Here is a 22,979-nt window from a genome sequence, read left to right as displayed (position 1 = left end):
CTGCCTAGAAGAGCGCGACCTTGGGCACGGCCGGGAAGATCCCGTCCAGGGCGGCCAGGTCTTCGGGGGTGGGGATCCAGTTCGCCGCTTCCGCGTTCTGCCTGACCTGCTCCGGCCTGGTGGCCCCGGCGATGACGCTGGCCACCGAGGGCTGCGCGGCGAGCCAGGAGAAGGCCACCTCAATTTCGGTCAGCCCGCGTTCCTTCGCGAAGACACTGAACCGGCCCAGCTGGTCCCAGTCGGCGTCGTCCACCATATTGGTGCGAGTGTGGCTGAGCCGGGATCCTTCCGGCGCATGGCCCGGGGCGTACTTGCCGGTCAGGAGGCCGTTGGCCAGCGGGAAGTACGGAAGGACGCCGAGCCCGAACTCCTCCGCGGCCGGGGTCACTTCAAGCTCGGCACGCCGGTCCAGGAGGTTGTAGTGGTTCTGGGTGGAGATGAAGCGGGCGGTGCCCAGTTCGCGTGCCACGTACTCGGCCTGGGCGATCTGCCAGCCGGACCGGTTGGAGTGGCCGATGTAGCGGACCTTGCCGCTGCGGACCAGGGTGTCCAGCGCGGCGAGGGTCTCGTCGATGGGGGTCAGCGGGTCCGGGGTGTGGAACTGGTAGAGGTCGATCCAGTCCGTGCCCAGCCGCCGCAGCGAAGCCTCAACCGCCTGGATGATGTAACGCCGCGACCCGCGGGCACCGAAGTCCGGCCCGCTGGCGCCCTTCATGTCCATGCCGAACTTGGTGGCCAGCACCACGCTGGAGCGCCGGTTTCCGAGGGCCTTGCCAAGCATGGTTTCGCTCAGCCCGGGCTCGCGGCCGTAGGTGTCGGCGACGTCGAAGAGGGTGATGCCGGCATCGACTGCCGCGTGGACGACGGCGTCCGTTGCGTCCTGCGATTCGGTGGCGGTGTTGGCGCGGCCGAGGTTGTTGCAGCCAAGCCCCACGGTGGAGACGGTCAGGCCTGATTTTCCAACGCGGCGGTAACTGGTCAAGGACGCCTCCTAGAGGGTGAAGCTGCTGGCCGGCTTGGCTGAGTGCTTGAGTTTGTAATGGTCGGGGTTGCTGTACGGGGCGGCACCGATGCTGAGCTTGGTGAAGTCCAGGTCTTCGCCGCGGGCGCAGACCTTGATGGCATTCACGGCCTTGTTCACATCCGGGCAAAGGCAGAAGATGTTGAGTTTGTAGTCCGTGAATTCGGAACGCTCCACCGTGCCAAGGCCCCGCCAGGCGAGGTGGCTGATCAGGGCGTCGGTGGCCTTCTCCTCCAGGTAGCGGTCCCGCTCCGTCCCTTCCCGGGTCTTGAGCGCGAACTGCGCCACCACCCAGAACTGCTCCTCGGCGGGGATCTCGGCGAATCCGTCCTCAGCGCATTGGGCTGCGAAGGCGTCCAGGAGGCCCTCGGCGGCGGCAGCGTCGGGAACGTCGGTTTCCTCGGTCTTGCTCTGGTGCCCCACAGCGCCGAAATTCATGACGAACTGCGAGTAGTCCTCATCGAACCAGGCCTCCCGGAAGTGGAGGGTGCCCTCGTCGTCGCGCTTGTAGACCCTGACAATGCCGCTCATGTGCGTCCTTTTGTAAACCATTCGACGTCGGTGCCGTCGAATGGAGCTTGCTGTGCCTTCACGGCGTGGTACAGAGTGTCCGCGGAGGACTGGATGTCTTCGATCAGTTGCTGCGGGTAGCGCATGGAGACGCTGTGGTCGGCGAATTCGTCCTGGTCGTCGATGAAGACGCCGCGGTCAGCGGTCCGGATGACGTCCAGGTCCATGTCGATGACGTGGAACTCGGTGACGGCCGGCCGGATCTGTGTCCATTCGTGGCCGACCGCCAGGTCGATGTACACCCGTACGCCCCCCGGGTGGGCAGAATCGTAGAACGTGGCCACCCAGTCGCCCTGGCGCGGCACCAGCAGGACGGCGTCGGAACGCGTGTAGAACGCGGCCCCGGGGCGGGAACAGAACTCGTTGGTGCCCTGGAAGATCCACCACCCGTGCCGGTCTTCGCCAAGGTACCGGCCCGGCACCACCCAGTGCGCCTTGCCGTTCCATTTCCGGTTCCGGGAAACCACCAGCTGTCCGGGCTGCAGTCCATTGGGAACACGCGTGGTGGTGGTGTGCAGGACCGGTCCGGACTCCCCCGCGGGTCCGGGGTACTTCAGCTCGTCCTCGTCCCTCACAGGATCGGAAGGCTGCCGGTGGTGGGGTGCTGCTGCCCGGGCAGGGGCCGCGCGAACGGAACCTTGGTTCCCAAAACCTGCGCGACGACGTCGTGCGTGATCTGTTGGGCGGTCAGCCCAACGCGCTCCAGCACCTGGTTGCGGGTGCCGTGCTCCAGGAACTCCACGGGCAGGCCCACCTCATTCAGGGCGGTGTCCACGCCTGCGGCACGCATTTCCTGACGGATGCGCGATCCGACTCCGCCGGCGCGGACGCCGTCCTCGATGCAGATGACCAGCCGGTGGTGGGAGGCCAGCGCAATGATGGAACGGCGGACCGGGAGGACCCAGCGTGGGTCCACCACGGTTGTGCTGATGCCCTGCGCCCCGAGCCGGTTGGCGACGTCGAGGGCCAGCTCTGACATGGCGCCGACGCTGACGATCAGCACGTCGTTCTCGGTGGAACCGGAGGGGCGGCGGGCCAGGACGTCCACGCCGTCGCTCAAGCGTTCCAGCGCCTCCACGGCCGGACCCACGGATCCCTTGGAAAAGCGGACCACGGTGGGGGCATCGCTGATGGCCACCGCCTCACGCAGTTCCTCGCGGAGCCTGGTGGCGTCGCGGGGTGCGGCCAGGTGCAGGCCCGGGACGATCTGGACCATGGCCATGTCCCACATGCCGTGATGGCTGGCGCCGTCCGGGCCGGTCACGCCCGCGCGGTCCAGGACGATGGTGACGCCGGCCTTATGGAGGGCGACGTCCATCAGCAGCTGGTCGAAGGCACGGTTGAGGAAGGTGGCGTAGACGGCCACCACCGGGTGCAGCCCGCCGAAGGCCATGCCGGCGGCCGCGGTGAGCGCATGCTGCTCGGCGATGCCGACGTCGATGACGCGCTCAGGGTGCTTGGCTGCGAACTTGTGCAGGCCCACCGGAATCAGCATGGCCCCGGTGATGCCCACGATGTCGTCGCGCTCGTCCGAGATGGCTGCGATTTCGTCGGCGAACACGGAGGTCCAGGACTGTGCCCCGCCGCTGCCGGTTGGTTCGCCGGTTTCCGGATCGATGATGCCCACCGCGTGGAACTGGTCGGCTTCATGGGCGCGGGCGGGGGCGTAGCCGTGCCCCTTCTCCGTCATGGCGTGCACAATGACCGGGCCGCCGTAGTTCCTGGCGGTGGAGAGGGCGTGTTCCATGGCCTGGAGGTTGTGGCCGTCCACGGGGCCTATGTACTTCATGCCGAGGTCCTCGAACATGCCCTGCGGCGCCCACCAGTCCTTGATGCCCTTCTTCATGGCGTGCAGGCTCTTGTACGTGAACTGGCCCATGGGGCCGCCGTTCTGGAGCTTCTTCTTCCACCAGTCCAGTGCCACCTCATAGGCGGGCGCGGCGCGGAAGGAGTCAATGGTGGGGCGCAGCGAGGCAAGGTAGTCGGCGAATCCGCCGACAGTGGGGGCGTAGGAGCGGCCATTGTCGTTGACCACGATGACGACGCGGCGCTTCTTGTCCGCGGCGATGTTGTTGATGGCTTCCCACGCCATCCCGCCGGTGAGCGCGCCATCGCCAACGACGGCAACGACGTGGCGGTCGCCTTCCCCGGTGAGCTGGCGGGCGCGGGAGATACCGTCGGCCCAGGACAGGGAGGAGGAGGCGTGGGAGCTCTCGACGATGTCGTGCTCTGACTCGGCCCTGGCGGGATAGCCGGAGAGCCCGCCTTCCTGGCGGAGGGTGCTGAAGTCCTGGCGCCCGGTCAGCAGCTTATGGACGTAGGACTGGTGGCCCGTGTCGAAGACGATGCTGTCGCGGGGAGACTCGAAAATGCGGTGCACGGCCAGCGTCAGTTCCACGACGCCGAGGTTGGGTCCGAGGTGGCCGCCCGTCTGGGAAACGTTCGTGATCAGGAAGTCCCTGATCTCCGAGGCCAGCTGTGCCAGCTGTTCCTCGGTCAACTCGTTCAGGTCCTGCGGATTCCGGATGGTGTCCAAGATTCCCAATGACCCCTCCTTCGGGTGGTAGACGTGCCGTTTAACTCTAACGCCTTGGTTTTGACTGCAAAGCCGAAGCCCCGGCTGGTCGGTGACCGGCCGGGGCTTCGGGAGGATGTTGCCTGCTGGGCAGAAACCGCTAGTTCGCGGAGATCTGGCGCAGCACGTACTGCAGGATGCCGCCGTTGCGGTAGTAGTCCGCTTCACCCGGGGTATCGATGCGCAGGACGGCGTCGAACGACTTCGAGGAGCCGTCCTCTGCGGTGGCGTTGACCTTCAGGGTCTTGGGCGTGGTGCCCTCGTTGAGGGCGGTGACGCCCTCCACTGAGAAGGTTTCCGTGCCGGTCAGGCCCAGGCTGGCAGCGTTCTCGCCGGCCGGGTACTGCAGCGGCAGGACGCCCATGCCGATGAGGTTGGAGCGGTGGATGCGCTCGTAGCTCTCGGCGATGACGGCCTTGACGCCCAGCAGTGCGGTGCCCTTGGCGGCCCAGTCACGGGACGATCCGGAACCGTACTCCTTGCCGGCCAGGACCACCAGCGGGGTGCCGGCTGCCTGGTAGTTCTGCGCGGCGTCGTAGACGTAGGCCTGCGGGCCGTCAGCCTGGGTGAAGTCGCGGGTGAAGCCACCCTCAACGCCGTCCAGGAGCTGGTTCTTGATGCGGATGTTCGCGAACGTACCGCGGATCATCACCTCGTGGTTGCCACGCCGTGAGCCGTAGGAGTTGAAGTCCTTGCGCTCCACGCCGTTGGCCAGCAGGTACTGGCCGGCAGGGGTGTCGGACTTGAACGAACCGGCCGGGGAGATGTGGTCGGTGGTGACGGAGTCGCCGAGCTTCAGCAGCACGCGGGCGCCCGTGATGTCCTTGACCGGCTCCGGCTTCGCCTGCATGCCCTCGAAGTACGGGGGCTTCCGGACGTACGTGGAGTTTGGATCCCAGGCGAAGGTGTCGCCGGCCGGGGTGTCCAGGGCCTTCCAACGGTCGTCCCCGTCGAAGACGCCCTCGTAGCCCTTGGCGAACATTTCCTTGTCAATCGAGGAATCGATGACCTGCTGGACCTCAACAGGGTTGGGCCAGATGTCCTTCAGGAAGACGTCGTTGCCGGCCTCATCCTTGCCGAGGGCGTCGGTTTCGAAGTCGAAGTCCATGGAACCGGCCAGGGCGTAGGCGATGACCAGCGGCGGGGAAGCCAGGTAGTTCATCTTGACGTCCGGGTTGATCCGGCCTTCGAAGTTGCGGTTGCCGGACAGGACGGCGGCGACGGCGAGATCGTTGGCCTGGACGGCCTCGGAGATCTCAGCTTCCAGCGGACCGGAGTTGCCGATGCAGGTGGCGCAGCCGTAGCCCACGATGTAGAAGCCCAGCTTCTCCAGGTACGGGGTCAGGCCGGACTTCTCGTAGTAGTCCGTGACAACCTTCGAGCCCGGGGCAACGGAGGTCTTGACCCACGGCTTGGCGGTGAGGCCCTTTTCGACGGCGTTGCGCGCCAGGACGGCGGCGGCCAGCATGACCGAGGGGTTGGACGTGTTGGTGCAGGACGTGATGGAGGCGATGGTGACCGCGCCGTGGTCCAGTTCGAACTCGCGGCCGTCAGCCATCTTCACGGGGACCGGGTTGGAGATACGCCCCGCGCCGCCGTGTGCTGCCGAGTACTTCGGCGGTTCACGGTCGGTGTCGGAGATGTGGGTTGCACCACCGGTGAAGGACGGCGCGTCCGAAGCCGGGAAGGACTCCTCCAGGGACTCGTCCAGGGTTCCCGCGTTGGCGTCGTGCGAGACGTAGTTGAGCAGGTCGTGGCGGAACTCGTCCTTGGCCTCGGTCAGCTCAATGCGGTCCTGCGGGCGCTTGGGGCCGGCGATGGACGGGACAACGGTGGACAGGTCCAGTTCCAGGTACTCCGAGAACTTGATGTCGCGGGAGGCGTCGTGCCACAGGCCCTGTTCCTTGGCGTAGGCCTCCACCAGGGCGACGTTCTGCTCGGACCGGCCGGTGAGGCGCAGGTAGTCAAGGGTGACGTCGTCGATGGGGAACATGGCGGCGGTGGAACCGAACTCGGGGCTCATGTTGCCGATGGTGGCGCGGTTGGCCAGCGGCACCGCTGCGACACCTTCGCCGTAGAATTCGACGAACTTGCCCACAACGCCGTGCTTGCGCAGCATTTCGGTGATGGTCAGCACCACGTCGGTTGCGGTGGCACCGGCGGGGATGCTGCCGCTGAGCTTGAAGCCCACGACGCGCGGAATCAGCATGGAGACGGGCTGGCCGAGCATTGCTGCCTCGGCTTCAATGCCGCCCACGCCCCAGCCCAGCACGCCCAGGCCGTTGACCATGGTGGTGTGCGAGTCGGTGCCGACGCAGGTGTCGGGGTAGGCGCGGAGCGCACCGTCCACCTCGCGGGTCATCACGGTGCGGGCCAGGTATTCAATGTTGACCTGGTGCACAATGCCGGTTCCCGGGGGAACCACCTTGAAGTCGTCGAATGCGGTCTGGCCCCAGCGCAGGAACTGGTAGCGCTCACCATTGCGCTGGTATTCGATCTCCATGTTGCGCTCCAGTGCGCCGGAGTTGCCGAAGGCATCGATCTGCACTGAGTGGTCGATGACCATCTCGGCCGGTGCCAGAGGGTTGACCCGCTTGGGGTCCCCGCCCAGGTCCTTGACCGCTTCACGCATGGTGGCAAGGTCAACCACGCAGGGAACGCCGGTGAAGTCCTGCATGATCACGCGCGCCGGCGTGAACTGGATTTCTGTATCGGGTTCCGCATTCGGATCCCAGCCTGCCAAGGCGCGGACGTGATCGGCAGTGATGTTCGCGCCGTCCTCTGTCCTCAACAGGTTTTCAAGCAATACCTTGAGGCTGAACGGAAGGGCTTCTGCACCTTCAACGGAGTTCAACCGGAAAATTTCGTATTCGGTTCCGGCTACATTAAGTTTGCCTTTTGAACCGAAGCTGTCCACAGTGCTCATCGCAGGACTCCTCTCGCAACAGTTTCATCTTTGTCGCGCGGTTGACCGCCTGCTAGTTAGGACGCCCTAAGTAGTTACAGGGCCCGAAAATTGCACACGGCCGGCCGAGAATACGGGCGCGACGTGGGACTACTATGGCCATCGTAGTCCAAAACCCCCGCGGCATCATGGAGCCGGAGCCAGCAGTGCCACCGTCTCGAGGTGGTGGGTATGGGGGTACAGGTCGAAGGCCCGGAGTCCGGCCAGGTCCCACCCTGAGCGGCGGAAGTAACCCAGGTCACGTGCAAACGACGCCGGGTCGCAGGACACATACGCGATGGCCCGGGGTTGCGACGCAACGAGCTGGCCGACGACGGCTTTCCCGGCTCCGGCCCGGGGCGGGTCCAGGAGCAGGGCGTCGAAGTTCCGCGGTTTCTGGCGCAGGACCCGCTCCACGCGGCCCTGGACCACCTCCACCTGGGGTGCCGAGTGCAGGTTCTTCCGGGCGTCCCGGCTGGTTCCCGGCGCCCCCTCGACCGACAGCACGGCCCCTGTCTCCCCCACGGCGTCGGCCAGGACTGCGGTGAAGAGGCCGGCGCCGGCGTAGAGGTCGGCAACCACGGCCCCGGCGTGCAGGAAGTCGCCCTCCCGCAGGAATTCTGTGACAGCCCCCACAAGCGTCCCGGGCGCGTCGCGGTGGATTTGCCAGAAGCCCTCCCCGGTGACCCGGTAGTCGTGGCCCACCGCGGATTCCTGTACCCAGGTCCGCCCCCGGAGCTGGGTCACACTGCCCGTCAGCGGATCAAAGACCGCGACCGAGGCATCCTCCGGCACTCCCGCAGCGATTGCCCGCAGCCGTTTGTCCCTGGTTCCGGGCGCCGGGGCCAGGAGCACCAGGGGCCGGGACCCGTTGGCCGGAGCCGCCACCTCGACCCGCTCGATGCCCTGGAGGTCCAGGTCCCACAGGCGCAGGGCGTTGATGGCGTCGCTGGCCAGGGGCATCTCCCGAATGGGGATGATGTGGTTGGAGCGGTGCGCGTGCATGCCCAGCCTGCCCCCGGGGGTGACCGAAAAGCTGGCCCGTGTGCGCCACCCGAGCCCGCTGCCGCCGTCGTGGTTCTCCCCCACGGCTTCCACGCCGCCGGTCCAGGCGGGCGGCACCTGCTCAAAGCCGGCCAGCCGCGTGAGCTGTTCTGCCAGGACGTCGGCCTTCAGGCTGCGCTGCTTTGCCAGCGTCATGTGCCCGAACTCGGCACCTCCCACCGGCGGGTGGCCGTGGCTCCATGCCCGGGGGGAATCCGCCGGGCGCCAAAAGTGCTCCACCCGGTCCGGGGAAGCCTCAAGCACCTCGATCACATCCGCCCGCCAGAACTTCGCGTCGTCTCCTGCGTCGGTGAGCCGCACCCGGACTTTCTCCCCCGGAACGGCGTGCCGGACAAAGACCACCCTGCCCCCGTGGCGCGCCACACAGTGCCCGCCATGGGCTACGGGCCCGACGTCCAGCACCGCCTCTTCGCCTGCATGGCCGGCGGTTTCGGGTGCCTGCGGGGCGTTGGTGGAAGTTCTTGTGGTCACTGCACGTCCTGGAGGTTCTTTGCTTCTTCGGATGATTTGAGCTGCCAGGGAACGCTGGCCACCATGACCCCCGGTTCAAAGTGCAGGCGGGTCTTGATGCGCAGCGCGGTCTGGTTGTGCACCAGCTGCTCCCACCACTTGCCCACCACGTATTCCGGGATGTAGACCACGATGAGGTCCCGCGGGGAGTCCAGGCGCATCTGCTTGATGTAGTCCATGATGGGCGTGACGGTCTCGCGGTAAGGGCTGGCGAGGACGGTCAGCGGGACGGGGATTTCGAGCTTTTCCCAGTCGGCGATGGTATGTGCCGTTTCCTCCTGGTCGATGTCCACCGTGATGGCGTCCAGCCGGGAGGGCCTGGACGCACGTGCATACGCCAGCGCGCGCAGGACGGGCTTGCGGACGTGCGACACCAGCAGCACGGCGTGCACCCGGGTGGGCAGGGCCCGGGGCGAGGAGTCCTCGTCCACCGCAAGTTCCTTGGCCACGTTGTCGTAGTGCGCCCGGATGCTCCACATGATCAGGAACAGGATGAACATGGCCAGCAGGGCGATCCATGCGCCCTGCTCGAACTTGGTGATCAGGACGATGACCAGCACCAGCGCCGTCATGCCGAAGCCGATGCTGTTGATGGTCCGGGACTTTATCATCCGGCGCCGGACGGCCTTGTCCTTGGCGAGCTTCAGCTCGCGCCCCCAGTGCCGGATCATGCCCAGCTGGCTGAGGGTGAAGGAGATGAAGACTCCCACAATGTAGAGCTGGATGAGCTTGGTGACGTCCGCGTCGAACGAGATGATGAGCACCAGGGCGCCCGCCGCGAGGGCCAGCACGCCGTTGCTGAACGCGAGCCTGTCGCCGCGGGTCCGGAGCTGACGGGGCAGGTAGCCGTCCTGGGCCAGGATGGAGCCCAGGACCGGGAAGCCGTTGAAGGCGGTGTTGGATGCGAACACCAGGATGACGCCGGTAGCGGCCACCACGATGTAGAACGGAATCGAGCTGGCGCCGAAGATGGTCTGGGCGATCTGGCTGATGGCGGGGTTCTGGACGTATCCCTCCGGCAGGGGGTTTCCGTTCAGCAGGAATTCCGTGGCGGGGTCCAGCACGATGTGGACCTTGGTGGCGTTGGCCAGGTAGATGATGCCGGCCAGCATTGCCGCGCCGATCATGCCCAGGAGCAGCAGCGTGGTGGCCGCGTTCTTGCTCTTGGGGTGCTGGAAGTTGGGGACGCCGTTGCTGATCGCTTCCACGCCGGTGAGCGCCGCGGCGCCCGAGGAGAAGGCCCGGAGCAACAGGAAGGCACCGGCCAGGCCCACCAGGCCCTGGTCGAAGCCCTCTGCCGGGACGATGGTGAAGGCCGCGGAGGGCGCCTCCCCGAGTGTCCCCGTTGCCGCCTGGAACACGCCCACCGCGGTCATGCCAAAAATGGATGCCATGAAGATGTAGGTGGGGACAGCGAAGACGCTGCCCGCTTCCTTGATGCCGCGCAGGTTGACCAGGGCAAGGATGACGACGCCGATGGTGGCGATGACGGCCTGCTCACCGTGCAGCGACGGTACCGCAGTGGTGAGGTACGCCGCTGCCGAGGACATGGACACGGCCACCGTCAAGACGTAGTCCACCAGGAGGGCAGAGGCCACCGTCAGGCCGGCGTACTTGCCAAGGTTCACGTTGGCGATCTCGTAGTCACCGCCGCCTGACGGATACGCGTGGACGTTTTGCCGGTAGGAAGCGACGACGGTCAGCAGCACCACCATCACGGCCAGGCCCACCAGCGGCGAGATGGCCACGGCGCTGACGCCTGCAAGGGCAAGGGTCAGGAGGATCTCATCCGGCGCGTAGGCTACGGAGGAAAGGGCGTCGGAGGCGAAGATCGGCAGTGCGATCTTCTTGGGAAGCAGGGTATGGGCCAGCCTGTCGTTCCGGAACGGCCGGCCCACCAGCACGCGTTTGACGGCGTTCAGTATTGTCAACACCCCACAAAGCTAGTCTGAATCACGGACGATGTCATGACGGGCCCGGGCCAGGCCGAACAAGGGCCGTGCCGGTAGAGTTCTAGCTGCACGATCCTGACTTACATATGGAGGAGATACGGTGGCGCATTTCGTGATCATGGGATGTGGCCGGGTGGGGGCAACGCTGGCGCACACGCTGGAGGATGCCGGGCATTCCGTGGCCATCATCGACCAGGACGACCGCGCCTTCCGCCGGCTCCGCCAGGGCTTTACCGGACGGAAAGTCACCGGCGTTGGCTTTGACCGGGACACCCTCAAGCAGGCGGGGGTGGCTGAGGCCTACGCCTTCGCCGCCGTCTCCAGCGGTGACAACTCCAACATTCTGGCCACCCGCGTTGCCCGTGAGACCTTCCACGTGCCGCATGTCGTCGCCAGGATCTATGACCCGGGACGGGCCGAGATCTACCAGCGCCTGGGCATTCCCACGGTGGCCGCGGTCCGGTGGAGTGCCGACCAGGTGCTGCGCCGCATCCTTCCCGAACAGCACCTCGCAGGCGACTTCCGCGAACCCTCCGGACGCCTTGTCCTCGCCGAGCTGGAACTCGACGCCGGCTGGGTCGGGCACCGCGTCAGCAGCATTGAGAAGGCTGCCGACGTCCGCGTGGCGTACCTGACCCGCTTCGGCGAGGGCCTGCTGCCCGACGCCGGGACCGCCTACCAGGACGGCGACACCGTGCACGCCATGCTGCAGGTGGACCGCAGCGCCCAGATCGCCCAGATCCTCGCCAAAGCCCCCGCCAAGGAGTACCAGTGAAAGTCGTTATCGTCGGCGCCGGCAGCGTCGGATCCTCCATCGCCAGGGAGCTGCTGGCGCACAAGCACGAGATCCTCCTGATCGACCTCAAACCCGAGGTGATCGGGCGCAGCGGCCTGCGGGGCGCCCACTGGCTGGTGGGTGACGCCTGCGAGCTCTCCACACTCCAGGGGGCCAAGGTGGAGGACGCGGACGTGGTGGTCTCCGCCACGGGCGACGACAAGGTGAATCTGGTGGTGTCCCTGCTGGCCAAGACCGAGTTTGGGGTCGGGCGCACTGTGGGCCGGGTGAACAACCCGAAGAACGACTGGATGTTCAATGATTCATGGGGCGTCGACGTGGCCGTGAACACCCCGCAGCTGATGACCGCCCTGGTGGAGGAGGCGGTGGAGATTGGCGACCTGGTCCGCCTGCTGACGCTGCAGACGGGTGTGGCGTCCCTGGTGGAATTTACGGTTCCGCACGATTCCCACGTCATCGGTATGACCGTGGGCGACATCCACTGGCCGGAGGACGCAACGCTGGTGGCGATCCTGCGGGACCAGGCACCCATCACGCCCAGCCGGGACGACGTGATCGACGGCGGCGACGAGCTCTTCTTCGTCACCACCATCGCCGCTGAGGACGGGCTCCGGGAGCTGCTCTCCTCCGCCCCCGGCAGCATCGAGACCGGTGAGGCTGCGGACAGTGCCCAGCCCGCTGCCGCCGGCAGCCACGGGCACGCTCAGGACGACGACGGTTTCGACGGCTAGGTCCGCCGCCGCACCCGTGCCGCAGCGCACCTGGGCGTCACGCGGTCTGGTCTGCGCCGGCTTCAGGTTCCGCCGCCGCAGGCCGGGTCACCAGCCAGGCCACCCAGACTCCGAGGATGTACAGCGGGGCCCCCATAATGAGGCGGGTGGTGGCGAGGGCAGCCAGTCCGTCCGTGCCCATCAGGTAGAGGGGCACCTGCACGATGAGCCGGAGCGCCAGGACAGCCACGATGATCCAGGTGCCCAGGCGGTACGCCCTGACGCGGTCAGGGTTCTTGCGCCACTCCACCCCTTCGTTGCGGATGAATCCGAAGAGGAGCCCGGCCACCGGCCACTTGACGGCAATTGAGATGACCATGGCCAGGATGTAGGCGGCATTCGTGAAGAACCCGGGCAGGTAGAAGTCCTCGGCCTTGCCGGTGGTGTTGGCCAGCCAGGCGGAAATGCCCACGCCCACCACGCCCGCCAGGGCCTGGGTGAGGGGGCGCCGCTGCATCAGGCGGACAACCGTGAACACGGCCGCGGATGCCAGTGCTGCCACCAGGGACAGCGTGAGCTCGCGGGTGATGGTGAACGCCACCAGGAACACGAGGCCGGGAACGATGCTCTCGGCAATGCCCTGCACTCCCCCGGCGCTGCGCAGGACGTCCACCCGGCCGTCGTGGGTGCGGTGGAGCCCGGCCTTTGCGGCGTACCCGGCAGCGAGCCCCGCAACCGGGGACGGACCGGGAACCTGCGGCGTGCCCTGCTGTGCTCCGGCCGGCTGTGCAGGACCGGAAGGCTGTTGTTCGGGCTCTTGGGCGGTCATTCGTGCTCCTGGCGGGACAGTATCTCGTAGCGGGGATTGAAGATGGTGGGCACGTCTTTGCCCCGGGCCAGCATCCCCTCAACCCGGATCTGCGCGCCTGCTTCGATGCCGGGCACACGGTGGCGGCCCAGCCAGACGACCCGGAGCCGCGGCGGCCTGCCCCGCCTCGGACCCGGGGCGGGACGCCCGGCATCATCCTCGGAAAGGATGGCGCTGAATTCCGGGGTCCGGTCCGCAGGAACAAAGGTTACTGACTCAACATGCCCCTGGCACATGACGCGTCCCTTGTCCGGAAGTTGCCCCAGCGGGGTGATCCCGCCGGACGCCTGGACCGGGTTGTCGTGGGGAGGTTCAGCCGATCTGGGTAATTTCGGGACCACGTTCGGGCTCCTCCAGGGTGGGCGCGGCGGGCGGAGGAGTGGCGGATGCGTCCTTGGGCAGCCTCAGCTGCAGGAGGTCGCGCGGCGGCATGGGGCTGTCACCGCGGACCACCACCACCTGCCGGAACAGTGCCTCCAGCGGTTCCGCGGCGGGGCGCTCCAGCGCCGCAGGTCCGCCCAAGACGCCGCGCAGGAACCAGCGGGGACCATCGACGCCGATGAAGCGCGCCACGCGGTAGCCCTGGCTGCCGTCCGGTAGCCCGGCGGGCAGCTTGGCCACGAGTTCGGTACCGAAAGCCCCGTCCACCTCTTCAACCTGGCCGCCCTGCGCACCCACCGACTGGCCGATCTGTTCGCGGATCTCGTCCCACAGGGTCTCGGTCTTGGGCGCCGCGAAGGCCTGCAGCTGAAGGCTGGAGCCGTTGAGGTCCAGGGTCACTGCCACCACCCGCTGCGTGGCCTCTTCCACCTCGAGGCGGAGCTGGAGGCCCTCGCTGGGCGTGATCAGCAGGGCGCCAAGGTCCACATAGCCGTCCCGGCCGCTGATCTCGGCCTCGTCGAAAGGTCCGTCCTGGCGGCGGGCGCCGGTGGCGGATGCGCTTTCTTCGCCCTCCGCAACGGTGAGCTCGTCGGCCGGCTCTGCCGGCTCTTCCTTCTTATCTTTCCTGCCGAACCCAAAGACCATGGGTGACTCCTTAATTCTGAAAATGTGCCAGTCCTGAAACCTGCCGCCGGAACATTGGGGGTTCCGCCGTCGTGCATGCCGGCGTGGCAGCGGTGCAGCCTAAGGTCAGGCTCCGGGGACGTTGAACCCGCCGGTGGAGCCGAAGCCGCCCGCGCCGCGCACGGATCCGCTCAGTTCGCTGACAGGAATGAATTGGGCATGCTCCACCCGCTGGATGACCATTTGGGCAATTCTATCGCCGCGCCGGAGCTCTATCGGCTGGGACGAATCGGTGTTCAGCAGCGTTACCGAGATCTCGCCCCGGTAGCCGGCATCAACGGTGCCGGGGGCGTTCACGATGGTCAGGCCGTGCTTGGTGGCCAGGCCCGACCGGGGGTGGATCAGGGCCACGAACCCGTAAGGAAGTGCGATGGCGACGCCGGTGGGAACCAGTTTGCGTTCCCCGGGCATCAGGACCACGTCCTCGCGGGCACGGAGGTCCGCCCCGGCGTCGCCCGGATGTGCATAGGACGGCGCCTCCAGCTCCGGATCCAGCATTTTCAACTGGACCTGCAGGGTGGGAGCTGCGGGGGCGGGCATTGCGGCGTCCGGGACAAGGTCTACCGTGGCGGGATGATCAGTCACAGTCACTCACTCTAACCCGCGCCCCCAAATCACTCCTAGGGAGGCCGCCGCCTGAAGCCGGGCGGGGATGCCTGTCCCAAGGTGAAATAGCGGGCCAAAGGTGGAAAGCTGGGGCTATGCCCGATTCAAGCCCGTCTGCGTCCGTTCCCAGCACACCCTCTGCCGGGACAGCTGTTATCTACAGGGAGAAGCTGTGGCCGAATGCCTGGATCTGGATTATCGCAGCCGGCGTCTCCGCCGCGGGCATCCTGGTTTTCGCCCCGATCAGCATGGCGGCGGGCTACACCGCTGCATTGGTGCTCTTCGCCATCATCACTGTCCTCCTGGTTCTTTCCACCCCCGTCATCATGGTCACGGCGGACACCCTCACCGTCGGCAGGGCCACCATTGAACGACGTTTTGTCGGCGCCGTGGAGCACTTCGAGGCCGGCGAGGCGACGGCGGAACGGGGCACCCGGCTTAACGGGCTCGCTTACCTGTGCATCCGTGGCTGGATCGACCCGGTCGTGAAGATCGAGATTACCGATCCCGCCGACCGGACCCCCTACTGGCTGGCCTCAACGCGCCATCCGGATCAGCTGACGGCCGCCCTGGCCCGGCGCTGACGCTGCCGGGCTGCCTGGCCGTAGCCTGAACCCGCCTTTCCGGCCTGGTTCCAGCGGAAAATCACGGCGCGCCCTGCTCCTTGAGCCAATTCCCCGCCGCCGGGTGGCAGAGTTTCGATTGATAGTAATGCCAGGGTGGAGGATTTGTATGCAGGATCTACGGCTTGTAGGCGTGCACGACGACGGGACGCATCTCCTGTTGAGCGGGGCCGGCGGCGAGATGTTCCAGCTGCCGATCGATGAGGCCCTCAGGACGGCCAGCAGGTCCACGGCCAAGCCGCGGGCGGAACGGCCCGCCGTTCCCATGTCCCCAAGGGACATCCAGGCGCGGATTCGCGCCGGAGCGACGGCTGCGGATGTGGCTGAGCTGTCCGGAATGCCGCTGGCCAAGGTTGAGCGCTACGAGGGCCCTGTCCTCGCCGAGCGCGAATACGTTGCCCAGCAGGCGCGGAAAGTCGAAGTCGCGGCACCCTCCCCCGGCCACGACATCTACCGTTCCGCCTTCGGTGACAACCCGGCGACCCTGGGCGACATGGTGGCCCACCGCCTCTCCGCCCACGGAATCGACCCAGCAACAGTGGAATGGGACTCCTGGCGGCGCCAGGACGGGACATGGACTGTCTCGGCAAGCTTTGAGGCCAAGTCAGGCGGCACCTCGGGCATTGGCGAGGAGCCTCCCGCGCTGTGGACCTTCAATCCGGGGCGGAAGTCACTGCAGAACACCAACCGCTGGGCGCAGCAGCTGAGCGAACTTGAGCCGCTGGACGGACCCGTTCCTGCCCGCCGGCTCACCGCGGTTTCCGACCGCCCCTTTGATTTCGAGACTGACGCGGATGCGGCCAGGACCCCGTCCGGCAGCCAGGGAGGGCCCGCCCCGGATTCCGGCAAGGAGTCCGACGGCCTCCTGGACATGCTCCGGTCCCGCCGCGGCCAGCGGCTGGGCGTGGATGAGGACTCGGACGACGCCCTGGCGCTGCTGCTCACGCATGGCGTGCCCGCCGCCCACCCCCGCCCTTCCGAGGTGCCGGCCGAACCTGAGGCAGAGGAGCCGGAACCGCAGGATGACCAGCGGGAAGCGCCGGCAGCCCAGGGAGACTCCTTCATCAAGCGCAGGGACACCAGGCCTTCCATGCTGTCCAGGCTCAGCCTCATTCCGCCGCACCGCGACAACCACGATGATGGGTTGCGGCTTCACGACGGCGTGAGTACCGACACGAGGGAAATCACCATTGCGGCGTCCCCGCAGAAACCCTCCGGTTCCACTCCCGCGGCAGGTTCCGGAACGTCCGGCGGAGCCGGGCTGGATGAACTGCTCGGCAGCAATCCCCGGCGCCCGGCCGCAAAGCAGGACGACGCTTCCCCCTCCACCGGACAGCTGCCGGAGACTGAGGCGCCGGAACGGCCTGCACGGCCCAAGCGGTCCAGCGTACCGTCCTGGGACGAGATCGTTTTCGGTACCCGGAGCGACTAGCCGTCCCAGGCTCCCTTATGGCTTAGGTCACGTGCTACGCTGCCCAGCACGTGCCGCACGCAAGGCACCAACACCAGGAGGTTTGCGGTGCCGGACACAACCTGCCACATGTCAATCTCGCTCGACGGTTTCGTCGCCGGGCCGGACCAGAGCCGGGACAACCCGCTGGGCCGACGGGGGCTGGAACTGCATGCCTGGCACATCGGCGACCCCCGGGCGAACGATGCCGACAAGGTGGCCAGCGAATGGCTGATGCGCCCGCGTGGCGCATATGTGATGGGCCGGAACATGTTCGGCCCCATCCGCGGGGACTGGGATGAGGAATGGAGCGGTTGGTGGGGCGCCGAACCGCCGTACCACGCCCCTGTCTTCGTTCTGACGCATCATCCGCACGGCCCCATCCAGATGGAGGGCGGGACCACCTTCCACTTCATCACCGGCGGGTTCGATGCAGCGTACGCTGCAGCCAGGGAAGCCGCCGGGAACAACGGCGTGGATATCGCCGGCGGAGCCTCCACAGTCCGGCAGGCGCTGGCCGCCGGCGTGGTTGACGAACTCACCCTCGACATCGCACCGGTCCTGCTCGGTTCAGGGGAACGGATTTTCGACGGCGTTGAATCCTTCGGTTTCGAGACCGTCGAGGTGCTCCACTCGCCGCTGGCAACCCACATCCGCTACCGCCGGGTGAGTTAGCAACTACCGTCGCGCGCGATGACACTTAACGGCAATGGTCTGCGCCAGGGCTGCTGCTAAGTGCCACCTCGCGGGCTCTCCCCCGGTCCGCCTGAACCCCGCCACAGGCAGGCATCCACCTCGAACGGCAGCAACTGGTCCTGCTGGGCCATCAGGCTGGCGCCGTGCGCCGTCACCCGCCGCATGAAGTGGCGCCGGCACAGCGTCTCGTAGCCCACCACCGGCAAATGCGCAGCGGCTTCCGGGGCGGCGGGAGAATCAACCACCATGTCCACGTCGCCCACCACTACCTGGGCACCCTCGGTGACCATGACGCCGTCGACCGTCCTGGCGTTGTGCGTGGCGCGCCGTCCGCACCAGCACAGCGCCTCAACCTGGAGCACCTGTACGCGGTCGGCAAGCTCGATGAGCCGTTGTGAACCGGGGAACAGCCGGGTGCGGAAGTCGGCCGTGATGCCGAAGGCAAAAACGTCGACGTCGATTTCGTCCACCACCTTGGCCAGCTGCTCCACCTGCTCCGGAGTGTAGAACTGGGCTTCGTCGCAGATCAGGTAGTCAACGCGCTGGCCCTGGGTGCGGCGGAGCATGACTTCCTCCCAGAAGTCGGTGCTGTCCAGCACCTCCACGGCGTCCGTCTCCAGGCCCAGGCGGCTTGAGATGCGGGACTCTCCGGCCCGGTCGTTGCGGCTGAAGCGCACGCCGCCGCGGCCGCGGGCCCGGTGGTTGTAGTCCATCTGCAGGGCCAGGGTGGATTTGCCGCAGTCCATGGTGCCGGAGAAGAAGATGAGTTCAGCCACGCCGGCGGTTCCTTCCGTCAGCCGTGAAACACAGCAGCGGGACCTCCCGCTCCGCCTTGGTCAGCGAGCCGTGCTGGCCCACCACTTCCATGGCGGTGGGCCGCATCCGCCGTCCGTCGTAAAGCGCGACGGCGTCACGGGCCGCGATCATCACGTCACCGATCCTGCCGGCAACAGCGGGCCGGACGTCACCAAAGAGTCCCCCGGCAATGGCTTCCTCGCGCGTGAAGGCCCAGACCCGGTCACCGAACCGCGCCTTCCAGGCGGCAAGCAGCCTGTCCCGCACGCCCGCATCCGCTTCCAGATCCGCGTCGTCCAGGTACAGGTGCACCATGCGCGGTTCCCCGGCCGTGTGGCGGACGCCGTCCACCAACTCCGGATAGGTGGAAAAATCCATCCGCTGGGTTTCCGGGACGTCCAGCATCCCGTGGTCTGCGGTGAGCACAACGGTGGTGCCGGCGGGGAGCGAGGAGTTCAGCCGCTTTACCGTGGCATCGAGCTCTTCCAGCTGGTGTTCCCACTGCTCGGAACGGCAGCCGTAACGGTGGCCCGCCTTGTCCAGCTCATTGACGTAGAAGTACATGAGGGACGGGCCGGACCCTGCCATGGCCTCGGCAGCGGCGGCAGTCCGGGCGTGGGCTGTGATTCCGGAAATGAACCTGCCGCCGCGGAGCGCGGCGCGGGTCATGGGCGAGCCGTCGAACTGGGCGAGGCTGACGGTGCTGACATCCACCTGCTGGGCGATTTGTTCGAAGACGGTGGGAAAAGGCTGCCACGTGGCCGGGTCCACGCCCGGATCCCAGTTCCCCAACAGGTTGACCACCTTGTCCTGGCCGGGGTCCAGGACGTCATAGCCCACCATGCCGTGCTGGCCCGCAGGAAGGCCGGTCCCAAAGCTGGACAATGCCGCTGCCGTGGTGGAGGGGAAGGCGGAATCCAGCCACACCGGGACCTCGCCCTGACCGGCCTGCATCACGGACCGCAGGAAGGGTGTGTGGGCCGCCTTCTGCTTCAGCAGGTTCCGGCCCAGTCCGTCAGCGAGGACTACGCAGACCCGTGAGGCGGCCGGGAATCCCAAGGCGTTGGTGAAGCCCTCCACGCCGATGCTGGCGGCGGCGCTGGTGAGGACTTCCGCGACGGAACGCTGTCCGTAGGCGGGTGCGGCTGGGAGATCGGAAGTGCGGCCGGTGGCTGTGGTTTCCTGGAGGGCGGAGTGGCGTTCTTCCGGCATCTCAGCGCTGCTGGTGCCCACGGCTGAGCCGGTTGCCGAACACCCCGGCACGGGGCCGCGGCGCCATGGACTGGGCGTGGGATACGGGAGTTGCGGAACCGGTGTTGACCGCGCGCAGGGCCCTGGCGAAGAGCTTGGCGTCCTGCACTGCCTGCAGCCCGTCAGCTTCGGCACTGATGCGCAGCACGATGTCTTCCTGGGCGATGGTTCCGGTGTAGCCGTGGTCAGCTTCGCACTGCGGATCGCCGCAGCTGGCCGGCCCCATGTCCAGCCGCTGGCCACCGGACCAGGCAATGGACAGGGTGAGTTCCCGGACCGGGTCCGAGGGCTTGTAGTTCTGTGGCTGGGCGTACATGTAGCTCAGCACCACGGACCGGATCTGGGCCACGGGCACGGACTCGGTGGAGATCTGGGCGACGATCTGCTCCCCCGCCTCGTCCAGCTGCTGGTCGTCCACGTGGGTGATCACCAGCATGTCAGCGGTAAGGACCAGCACGGTGATGTGGCGGCGCACCTCCGCACGGTCAAAGTGGGTTTCCAGGTGCACCAGGTGGGCCACGCAGTCGCGGCCGTCCAGCGCGTCATCGACGACGTCGGACACCAGGCGCGGGTAGAACCCTGCCTTCTGCAGCGCATCTTCCAGGCTTTGGCCCTGGATTCCGTGGTTGTGTGAGCTGTGCTGGCGGACTGCCTGGTTTTCATTTCCGGGCGTTTCGGGCGCCGAAGCGGGAGGCTGGAAGCTCATGCCCCCATTTTCACAGATCGTCCGGTCACTTGCTAACCGCGTCAGCCCAGCATGGCCCGGCGGGCGCTGTCGGTGCGCTGCGCGGCGTTGCCGATGCGCACGTCGGCGGCGAGGATAGTGACCCCTGAGGTGCCGCACAAGACGGGGTTGAATTCCACCAGCGCGATCTCCGGGTGGTTGTCCTTCATCCAGGCCAGCCGCGCGGCGAGGTCCTCCAGCGCCTGCACGTCCACGGCCGGCAGGCCCTGGTAGCCGAAGAGCTTCCGGGACGCCCGGGGGGCCCGGACGAAATCGTGGACGTCCGCCGCGGAGAGCGGCGGTACCCGGTGCGACCAGTCATCCAGGAGGTTGACGGCGTCACCGGCGAGGCCAAACGAGATGACCGGGCCCAGCAGCGGATCCTCGATGGCGCGGAAGGTACAGGCCTGCCCCACGGGCGCCATGGCCTGGACCTCCAGGACCGGATCGCCGTAGGCCGCGAGCGCCCGCCGCATCTGTTCGATGTTGAGCCGCAACGATTCCGCGTCCTCGATGCCGAGGCGCACCCCGCCAAGGTCCAGCCGGTGCCGCAGTGCGGGGTCGGTGGTTTTCAGGACCACCGGCCAGCCCAGTGCATCTGCTGCGGCCACAGCCTCATCCGGGGTGGTGAAGCCGGCAGAGGGCAGGACGGAGATGCCGTAATGCCCCAGCAGGGAAGCAGCCGCAGCGGGGTCCAGCCGCTTGAGCTGTTCGCCCGTGACGTCCCCGAGCAGCGCGTCGAGTTCGGCTTCGGCCTGCCGGGGGTCGCAGCCGGCGGGTTCGACGAACTGCCCCTGGTCGCGGGCCGCCCACTCCGCGTACCTGACCACGGCCGCGAGCGCGGCCACGGCGGCGCCGGGGTTGGAAAAGCAGGGGACGGTACAGTCTTCCGCCCCCACCAGGCCTTCGACGTTGATGGCGGGGTCCAGGATTCCGGTGAAGGCTGCCACCACCGGCTTCCCGGCACTGGCCGAACATTCCGCCAGGACCTGTGCCACGGCGTCGGCAGTCAGCCCGCGGGCCGGCAGCAGTGCGGCGACGGCGGCGTGCACGGCATCCGAGGCCAGGGCGTCAAGGAGGGCCTTCCGCAGTGCGGGCAGGGCCACGGACTGGCCGGCATCGAGGTCCAGTCCGGAAACCACCCGGGCCACTCCCAGCCCATGGGCTGCGGCGCTGTCCGCGACGACGTTCCCCAGCGCCTGGGAGTTGCTGAAGATCGCCACGTCCGGTCCTGCGGGCAACGGCTGTCCTGATACCACCTGGGCCACATCCACCAGCTGTTCCACCGTTTCCACCCGGATCACGCCCGACTGGCGCAGCATGGCATCCAGCGCCCCGGCCGGCGCCTGGGTGGTCCGGACAGCGTGTCCGGGCGGCAGGCGGAGTCCCATGGTGTCCGACTTGGCCACGATGACCGGCTTGGTGCGGGCCAGGCGGCGCGCGATGCGGGAGAACTTGCGCGGGTTGCCGATTGATTCGAGGTACAGGCCCACCGCGGAGGTGTCGGCGTCGTCCTCCCAGTACTGCATCATGTCGTTGCCGGAGACGTCGGCCCTGTTGCCTGCCGAGAGGAGGCTGGACAGTCCCAGCCGGCGCCGGCTGGAAGCGGCGTAGAGCGAGACGCCGATGGCCGCCGACTGGCTGAACAGGCCCAGGCCGCCGCGGCGCGGCATGGTGGGTGCCATCGAGGCATTCAGGGACACGTCCGGGTGGGTGTTGACGATGCCCAGCGATGCGGGGCCGATCACCCGCATCCCGTTGGCCCTGGCCTGGCGCACCAGGGCGCGCTGGCGCAGAAGGCCCCGCCCGCCGTCGTCCGCAAAGCCTGCCGAGGCAATCACCACGCCCTTGACCCCCGCTGCGGCACACTCAGCCACGACGCCGGCCACTTCCTCGTAGGGGACGGCGATGATGGCCAGCTGGACGGGTTCGGGAACTTCGGAGAGCTTGCCGTAGGACATCATCCCCGCCAGCTCCAGCGCTTCGGGGTTGATGGCGTACACGGAGCCGTGGAAGCCACCCTCGATGATGTGCTCCAGCAGCTGGTACCCCACGGTGCCCCACTTGCGGCTGGCACCGATCACAGCAACGGACGACGGCGCCAGCAGCTCCCGGACGCTCCTCGCCTCGGCGCGGTGCTCGCGGGATTCCATCACGGCGCGTGATTTCTCGGTGGGGTCGATGTTGAACTCGAGGGACACGACGCCGTCGTCGAAGTGGCGCTTGACGTCATAGCCGGCGTCGGAGAAGACCATCAGCATCTTGCGGTTTTCCGGCAAGACCTCGGCGGTGAACTTCCGGATCCCGTTTTCGTGCGCAGCGGCGGCCAGGTGCTCCAGGAGGATTGACCCGATGCCCCTCCCCTGGTGGGCGTCGGCGATGTTGAAGGCGACCTCTGCCTCGGTGGGATCGGCAAGCCGGTCATACCGGCCAATCCCGATGATTTCCCCATGGATGGTGATGACGAACGCCACCCGGTCCTTGTAGTCCACTTCCGTGAAGCGCTTGAGTTCCTTGGCGGATAACCTGGCCTTGAAGGCAAAGAAGCGCATGTAGATTGAGTTCTGCGACTGTCCGGTGTGGAAGGCCTGCACCGCGTCCGCGTCCGACGGGTGGATGGGCCGCAGGTGCGCTGTCCCGCCGTCGCGCAGGACGACATCGGCTTCCCAATGTTCCGGATATTCGCCGTCCCCGGGCTGATCCACCATAGGCTTAGCCTAGCCAAAAACTATCGCAGCACACCCCAAGGCTGCGCAGT

Annotated in this window: 20 protein-coding genes; 5 read left to right on the top strand and 15 right to left on the bottom strand. The window is 67.2% G+C overall.

The features are described 5' to 3' along the window. Positions 1-4: 4 nt before the first annotated feature. The 7 genes from ASG86_RS09950 to ASG86_RS09920 all read right to left on the bottom strand — a co-directional run bounded on the left by ASG86_RS09950 (position 5) and on the right by ASG86_RS09920 (position 10,619). A complete protein-coding gene (locus ASG86_RS09950; RefSeq protein ID WP_056333309.1) occupies positions 5-982 on the bottom strand; it encodes an aldo/keto reductase in 978 nt (325 codons plus the stop codon). 9 nt (positions 983-991) lie between these two features. Continuing rightward, positions 992-1,552 carry a hypothetical protein gene (locus ASG86_RS09945; protein ID WP_056333306.1) on the bottom strand — a complete coding sequence of 187 codons (561 nt, stop codon included), beginning with the start codon at positions 1,550-1,552 and terminating at the stop codon, positions 992-994. Beyond that, on the bottom strand, positions 1,549-2,166 hold the full coding sequence (locus ASG86_RS09940) for a DUF402 domain-containing protein (protein WP_200946238.1): 618 nt from the start codon (positions 2,164-2,166) through the stop codon (positions 1,549-1,551). Before ASG86_RS09940 ends, ASG86_RS09945 begins: the two co-directional genes overlap by 4 nt. Next, positions 2,163-4,136: a 1-deoxy-D-xylulose-5-phosphate synthase gene (gene dxs, locus ASG86_RS09935; protein ID WP_056333303.1), complete on the bottom strand. Its 1,974-nt coding sequence runs from the start codon at positions 4,134-4,136 to the stop codon at positions 2,163-2,165. The genes ASG86_RS09940 and dxs overlap by 4 nt, the downstream gene beginning before the upstream one ends. Positions 4,137-4,266: 130 nt before the next feature. Further along, on the bottom strand, positions 4,267-7,092 hold the full coding sequence (locus ASG86_RS09930) for an aconitate hydratase (RefSeq protein WP_056333300.1): 2,826 nt from the start codon (positions 7,090-7,092) through the stop codon (positions 4,267-4,269). 165 nt (positions 7,093-7,257) lie between these two features. Continuing rightward, on the bottom strand, positions 7,258-8,646 hold the full coding sequence (locus ASG86_RS09925; RefSeq protein WP_056333297.1) for a class I SAM-dependent RNA methyltransferase: 1,389 nt from the start codon (positions 8,644-8,646) through the stop codon (positions 7,258-7,260). Beyond that, the gene (locus tag ASG86_RS09920) at positions 8,643-10,619 is read right to left on the bottom strand and encodes an APC family permease (protein ID WP_056333293.1); all 1,977 of its coding nucleotides are present in this window, start codon (positions 10,617-10,619) and stop codon (positions 8,643-8,645) included. The genes ASG86_RS09925 and ASG86_RS09920 overlap by 4 nt, the downstream gene beginning before the upstream one ends. Before the next feature lie 118 nt (positions 10,620-10,737). Here ASG86_RS09920 and ASG86_RS09915 point away from each other — a divergent pair, with 118 nt between their 5' ends. Further along, a complete protein-coding gene (locus ASG86_RS09915) occupies positions 10,738-11,412 on the top strand; it encodes a potassium channel family protein (protein ID WP_056333290.1) in 675 nt (224 codons plus the stop codon). Beyond that, entirely contained in the window at positions 11,409-12,164 is a 756-nt protein-coding gene (locus ASG86_RS09910) for a potassium channel family protein (RefSeq protein WP_056333288.1), read from the top strand. The genes ASG86_RS09915 and ASG86_RS09910 overlap by 4 nt, the downstream gene beginning before the upstream one ends. Before the next feature lie 37 nt (positions 12,165-12,201). Here ASG86_RS09910 and ASG86_RS09905 read toward each other — a convergent pair whose 3' ends face one another. The 4 genes from ASG86_RS09905 to dut all read right to left on the bottom strand — a co-directional run bounded on the left by ASG86_RS09905 (position 12,202) and on the right by dut (position 14,661). Continuing rightward, positions 12,202-12,972, bottom strand: a complete 771-nt coding sequence (locus ASG86_RS09905) for a DUF3159 domain-containing protein (protein ID WP_056333285.1) — start codon at positions 12,970-12,972, stop codon at positions 12,202-12,204. Then, positions 12,969-13,247 carry a hypothetical protein gene (locus tag ASG86_RS09900; protein ID WP_082566744.1) on the bottom strand — a complete coding sequence of 93 codons (279 nt, stop codon included), beginning with the start codon at positions 13,245-13,247 and terminating at the stop codon, positions 12,969-12,971. The genes ASG86_RS09905 and ASG86_RS09900 overlap by 4 nt, the downstream gene beginning before the upstream one ends. Positions 13,248-13,323: 76 nt before the next feature. Continuing rightward, entirely contained in the window at positions 13,324-14,037 is a 714-nt protein-coding gene (locus tag ASG86_RS09895) for a DUF3710 domain-containing protein (RefSeq protein ID WP_056333283.1), read from the bottom strand. Between the two features lie 105 nt (positions 14,038-14,142). After that, the gene (dut, locus tag ASG86_RS09890; RefSeq protein ID WP_056333279.1) at positions 14,143-14,661 is read right to left on the bottom strand and encodes a dUTP diphosphatase; all 519 of its coding nucleotides are present in this window, start codon (positions 14,659-14,661) and stop codon (positions 14,143-14,145) included. A gap of 116 nt (positions 14,662-14,777) precedes the next feature. Between dut and ASG86_RS09885 the strand changes: the two genes are divergently transcribed. The 3 genes from ASG86_RS09885 to ASG86_RS09875 all read left to right on the top strand — a co-directional run bounded on the left by ASG86_RS09885 (position 14,778) and on the right by ASG86_RS09875 (position 17,430). Next, entirely contained in the window at positions 14,778-15,266 is a 489-nt protein-coding gene (locus tag ASG86_RS09885) for a DUF3093 domain-containing protein (protein ID WP_056333276.1), read from the top strand. Positions 15,267-15,414: 148 nt separating this feature from the next. Continuing rightward, complete coding sequence (gene sepH / locus ASG86_RS09880) at positions 15,415-16,737, top strand: septation protein SepH (RefSeq protein WP_056333273.1); 1,323 nt, start codon at positions 15,415-15,417, stop codon at positions 16,735-16,737. Between the two features lie 108 nt (positions 16,738-16,845). Beyond that, positions 16,846-17,430: a dihydrofolate reductase family protein gene (locus ASG86_RS09875; protein ID WP_200946236.1), complete on the top strand. Its 585-nt coding sequence runs from the start codon at positions 16,846-16,848 to the stop codon at positions 17,428-17,430. A 56-nt stretch (positions 17,431-17,486) separates the two neighbouring features. Here ASG86_RS09875 and ASG86_RS09870 read toward each other — a convergent pair whose 3' ends face one another. From ASG86_RS09870 to ASG86_RS09855, 4 genes are read right to left on the bottom strand one after another with little or no spacing between them, the layout of a single operon-like run. Further along, entirely contained in the window at positions 17,487-18,227 is a 741-nt protein-coding gene (locus ASG86_RS09870) for a thymidine kinase (RefSeq protein WP_056333268.1), read from the bottom strand. Next, entirely contained in the window at positions 18,220-19,458 is a 1,239-nt protein-coding gene (locus tag ASG86_RS09865) for an alkaline phosphatase family protein (RefSeq protein WP_056333968.1), read from the bottom strand. The genes ASG86_RS09870 and ASG86_RS09865 overlap by 8 nt, the downstream gene beginning before the upstream one ends. Position 19,459: 1 nt before the next feature. Next, positions 19,460-20,203, bottom strand: a complete 744-nt coding sequence (locus ASG86_RS09860) for a DUF5998 family protein (protein WP_056333264.1) — start codon at positions 20,201-20,203, stop codon at positions 19,460-19,462. 41 nt (positions 20,204-20,244) lie between these two features. Beyond that, positions 20,245-22,929 carry a bifunctional acetate--CoA ligase family protein/GNAT family N-acetyltransferase gene (locus tag ASG86_RS09855; protein ID WP_056333261.1) on the bottom strand — a complete coding sequence of 895 codons (2,685 nt, stop codon included), beginning with the start codon at positions 22,927-22,929 and terminating at the stop codon, positions 20,245-20,247. Positions 22,930-22,979 lie beyond the last annotated feature (50 nt).

The organism is Arthrobacter sp. Soil764 (genome assembly GCF_001428075.1).
Classification (GTDB): domain Bacteria; phylum Actinomycetota; class Actinomycetes; order Actinomycetales; family Micrococcaceae; genus Arthrobacter.
The sequence above is the reverse complement of the archived record's forward strand: the minus strand, read 5'-3'. Positions and strand labels throughout refer to the sequence as shown.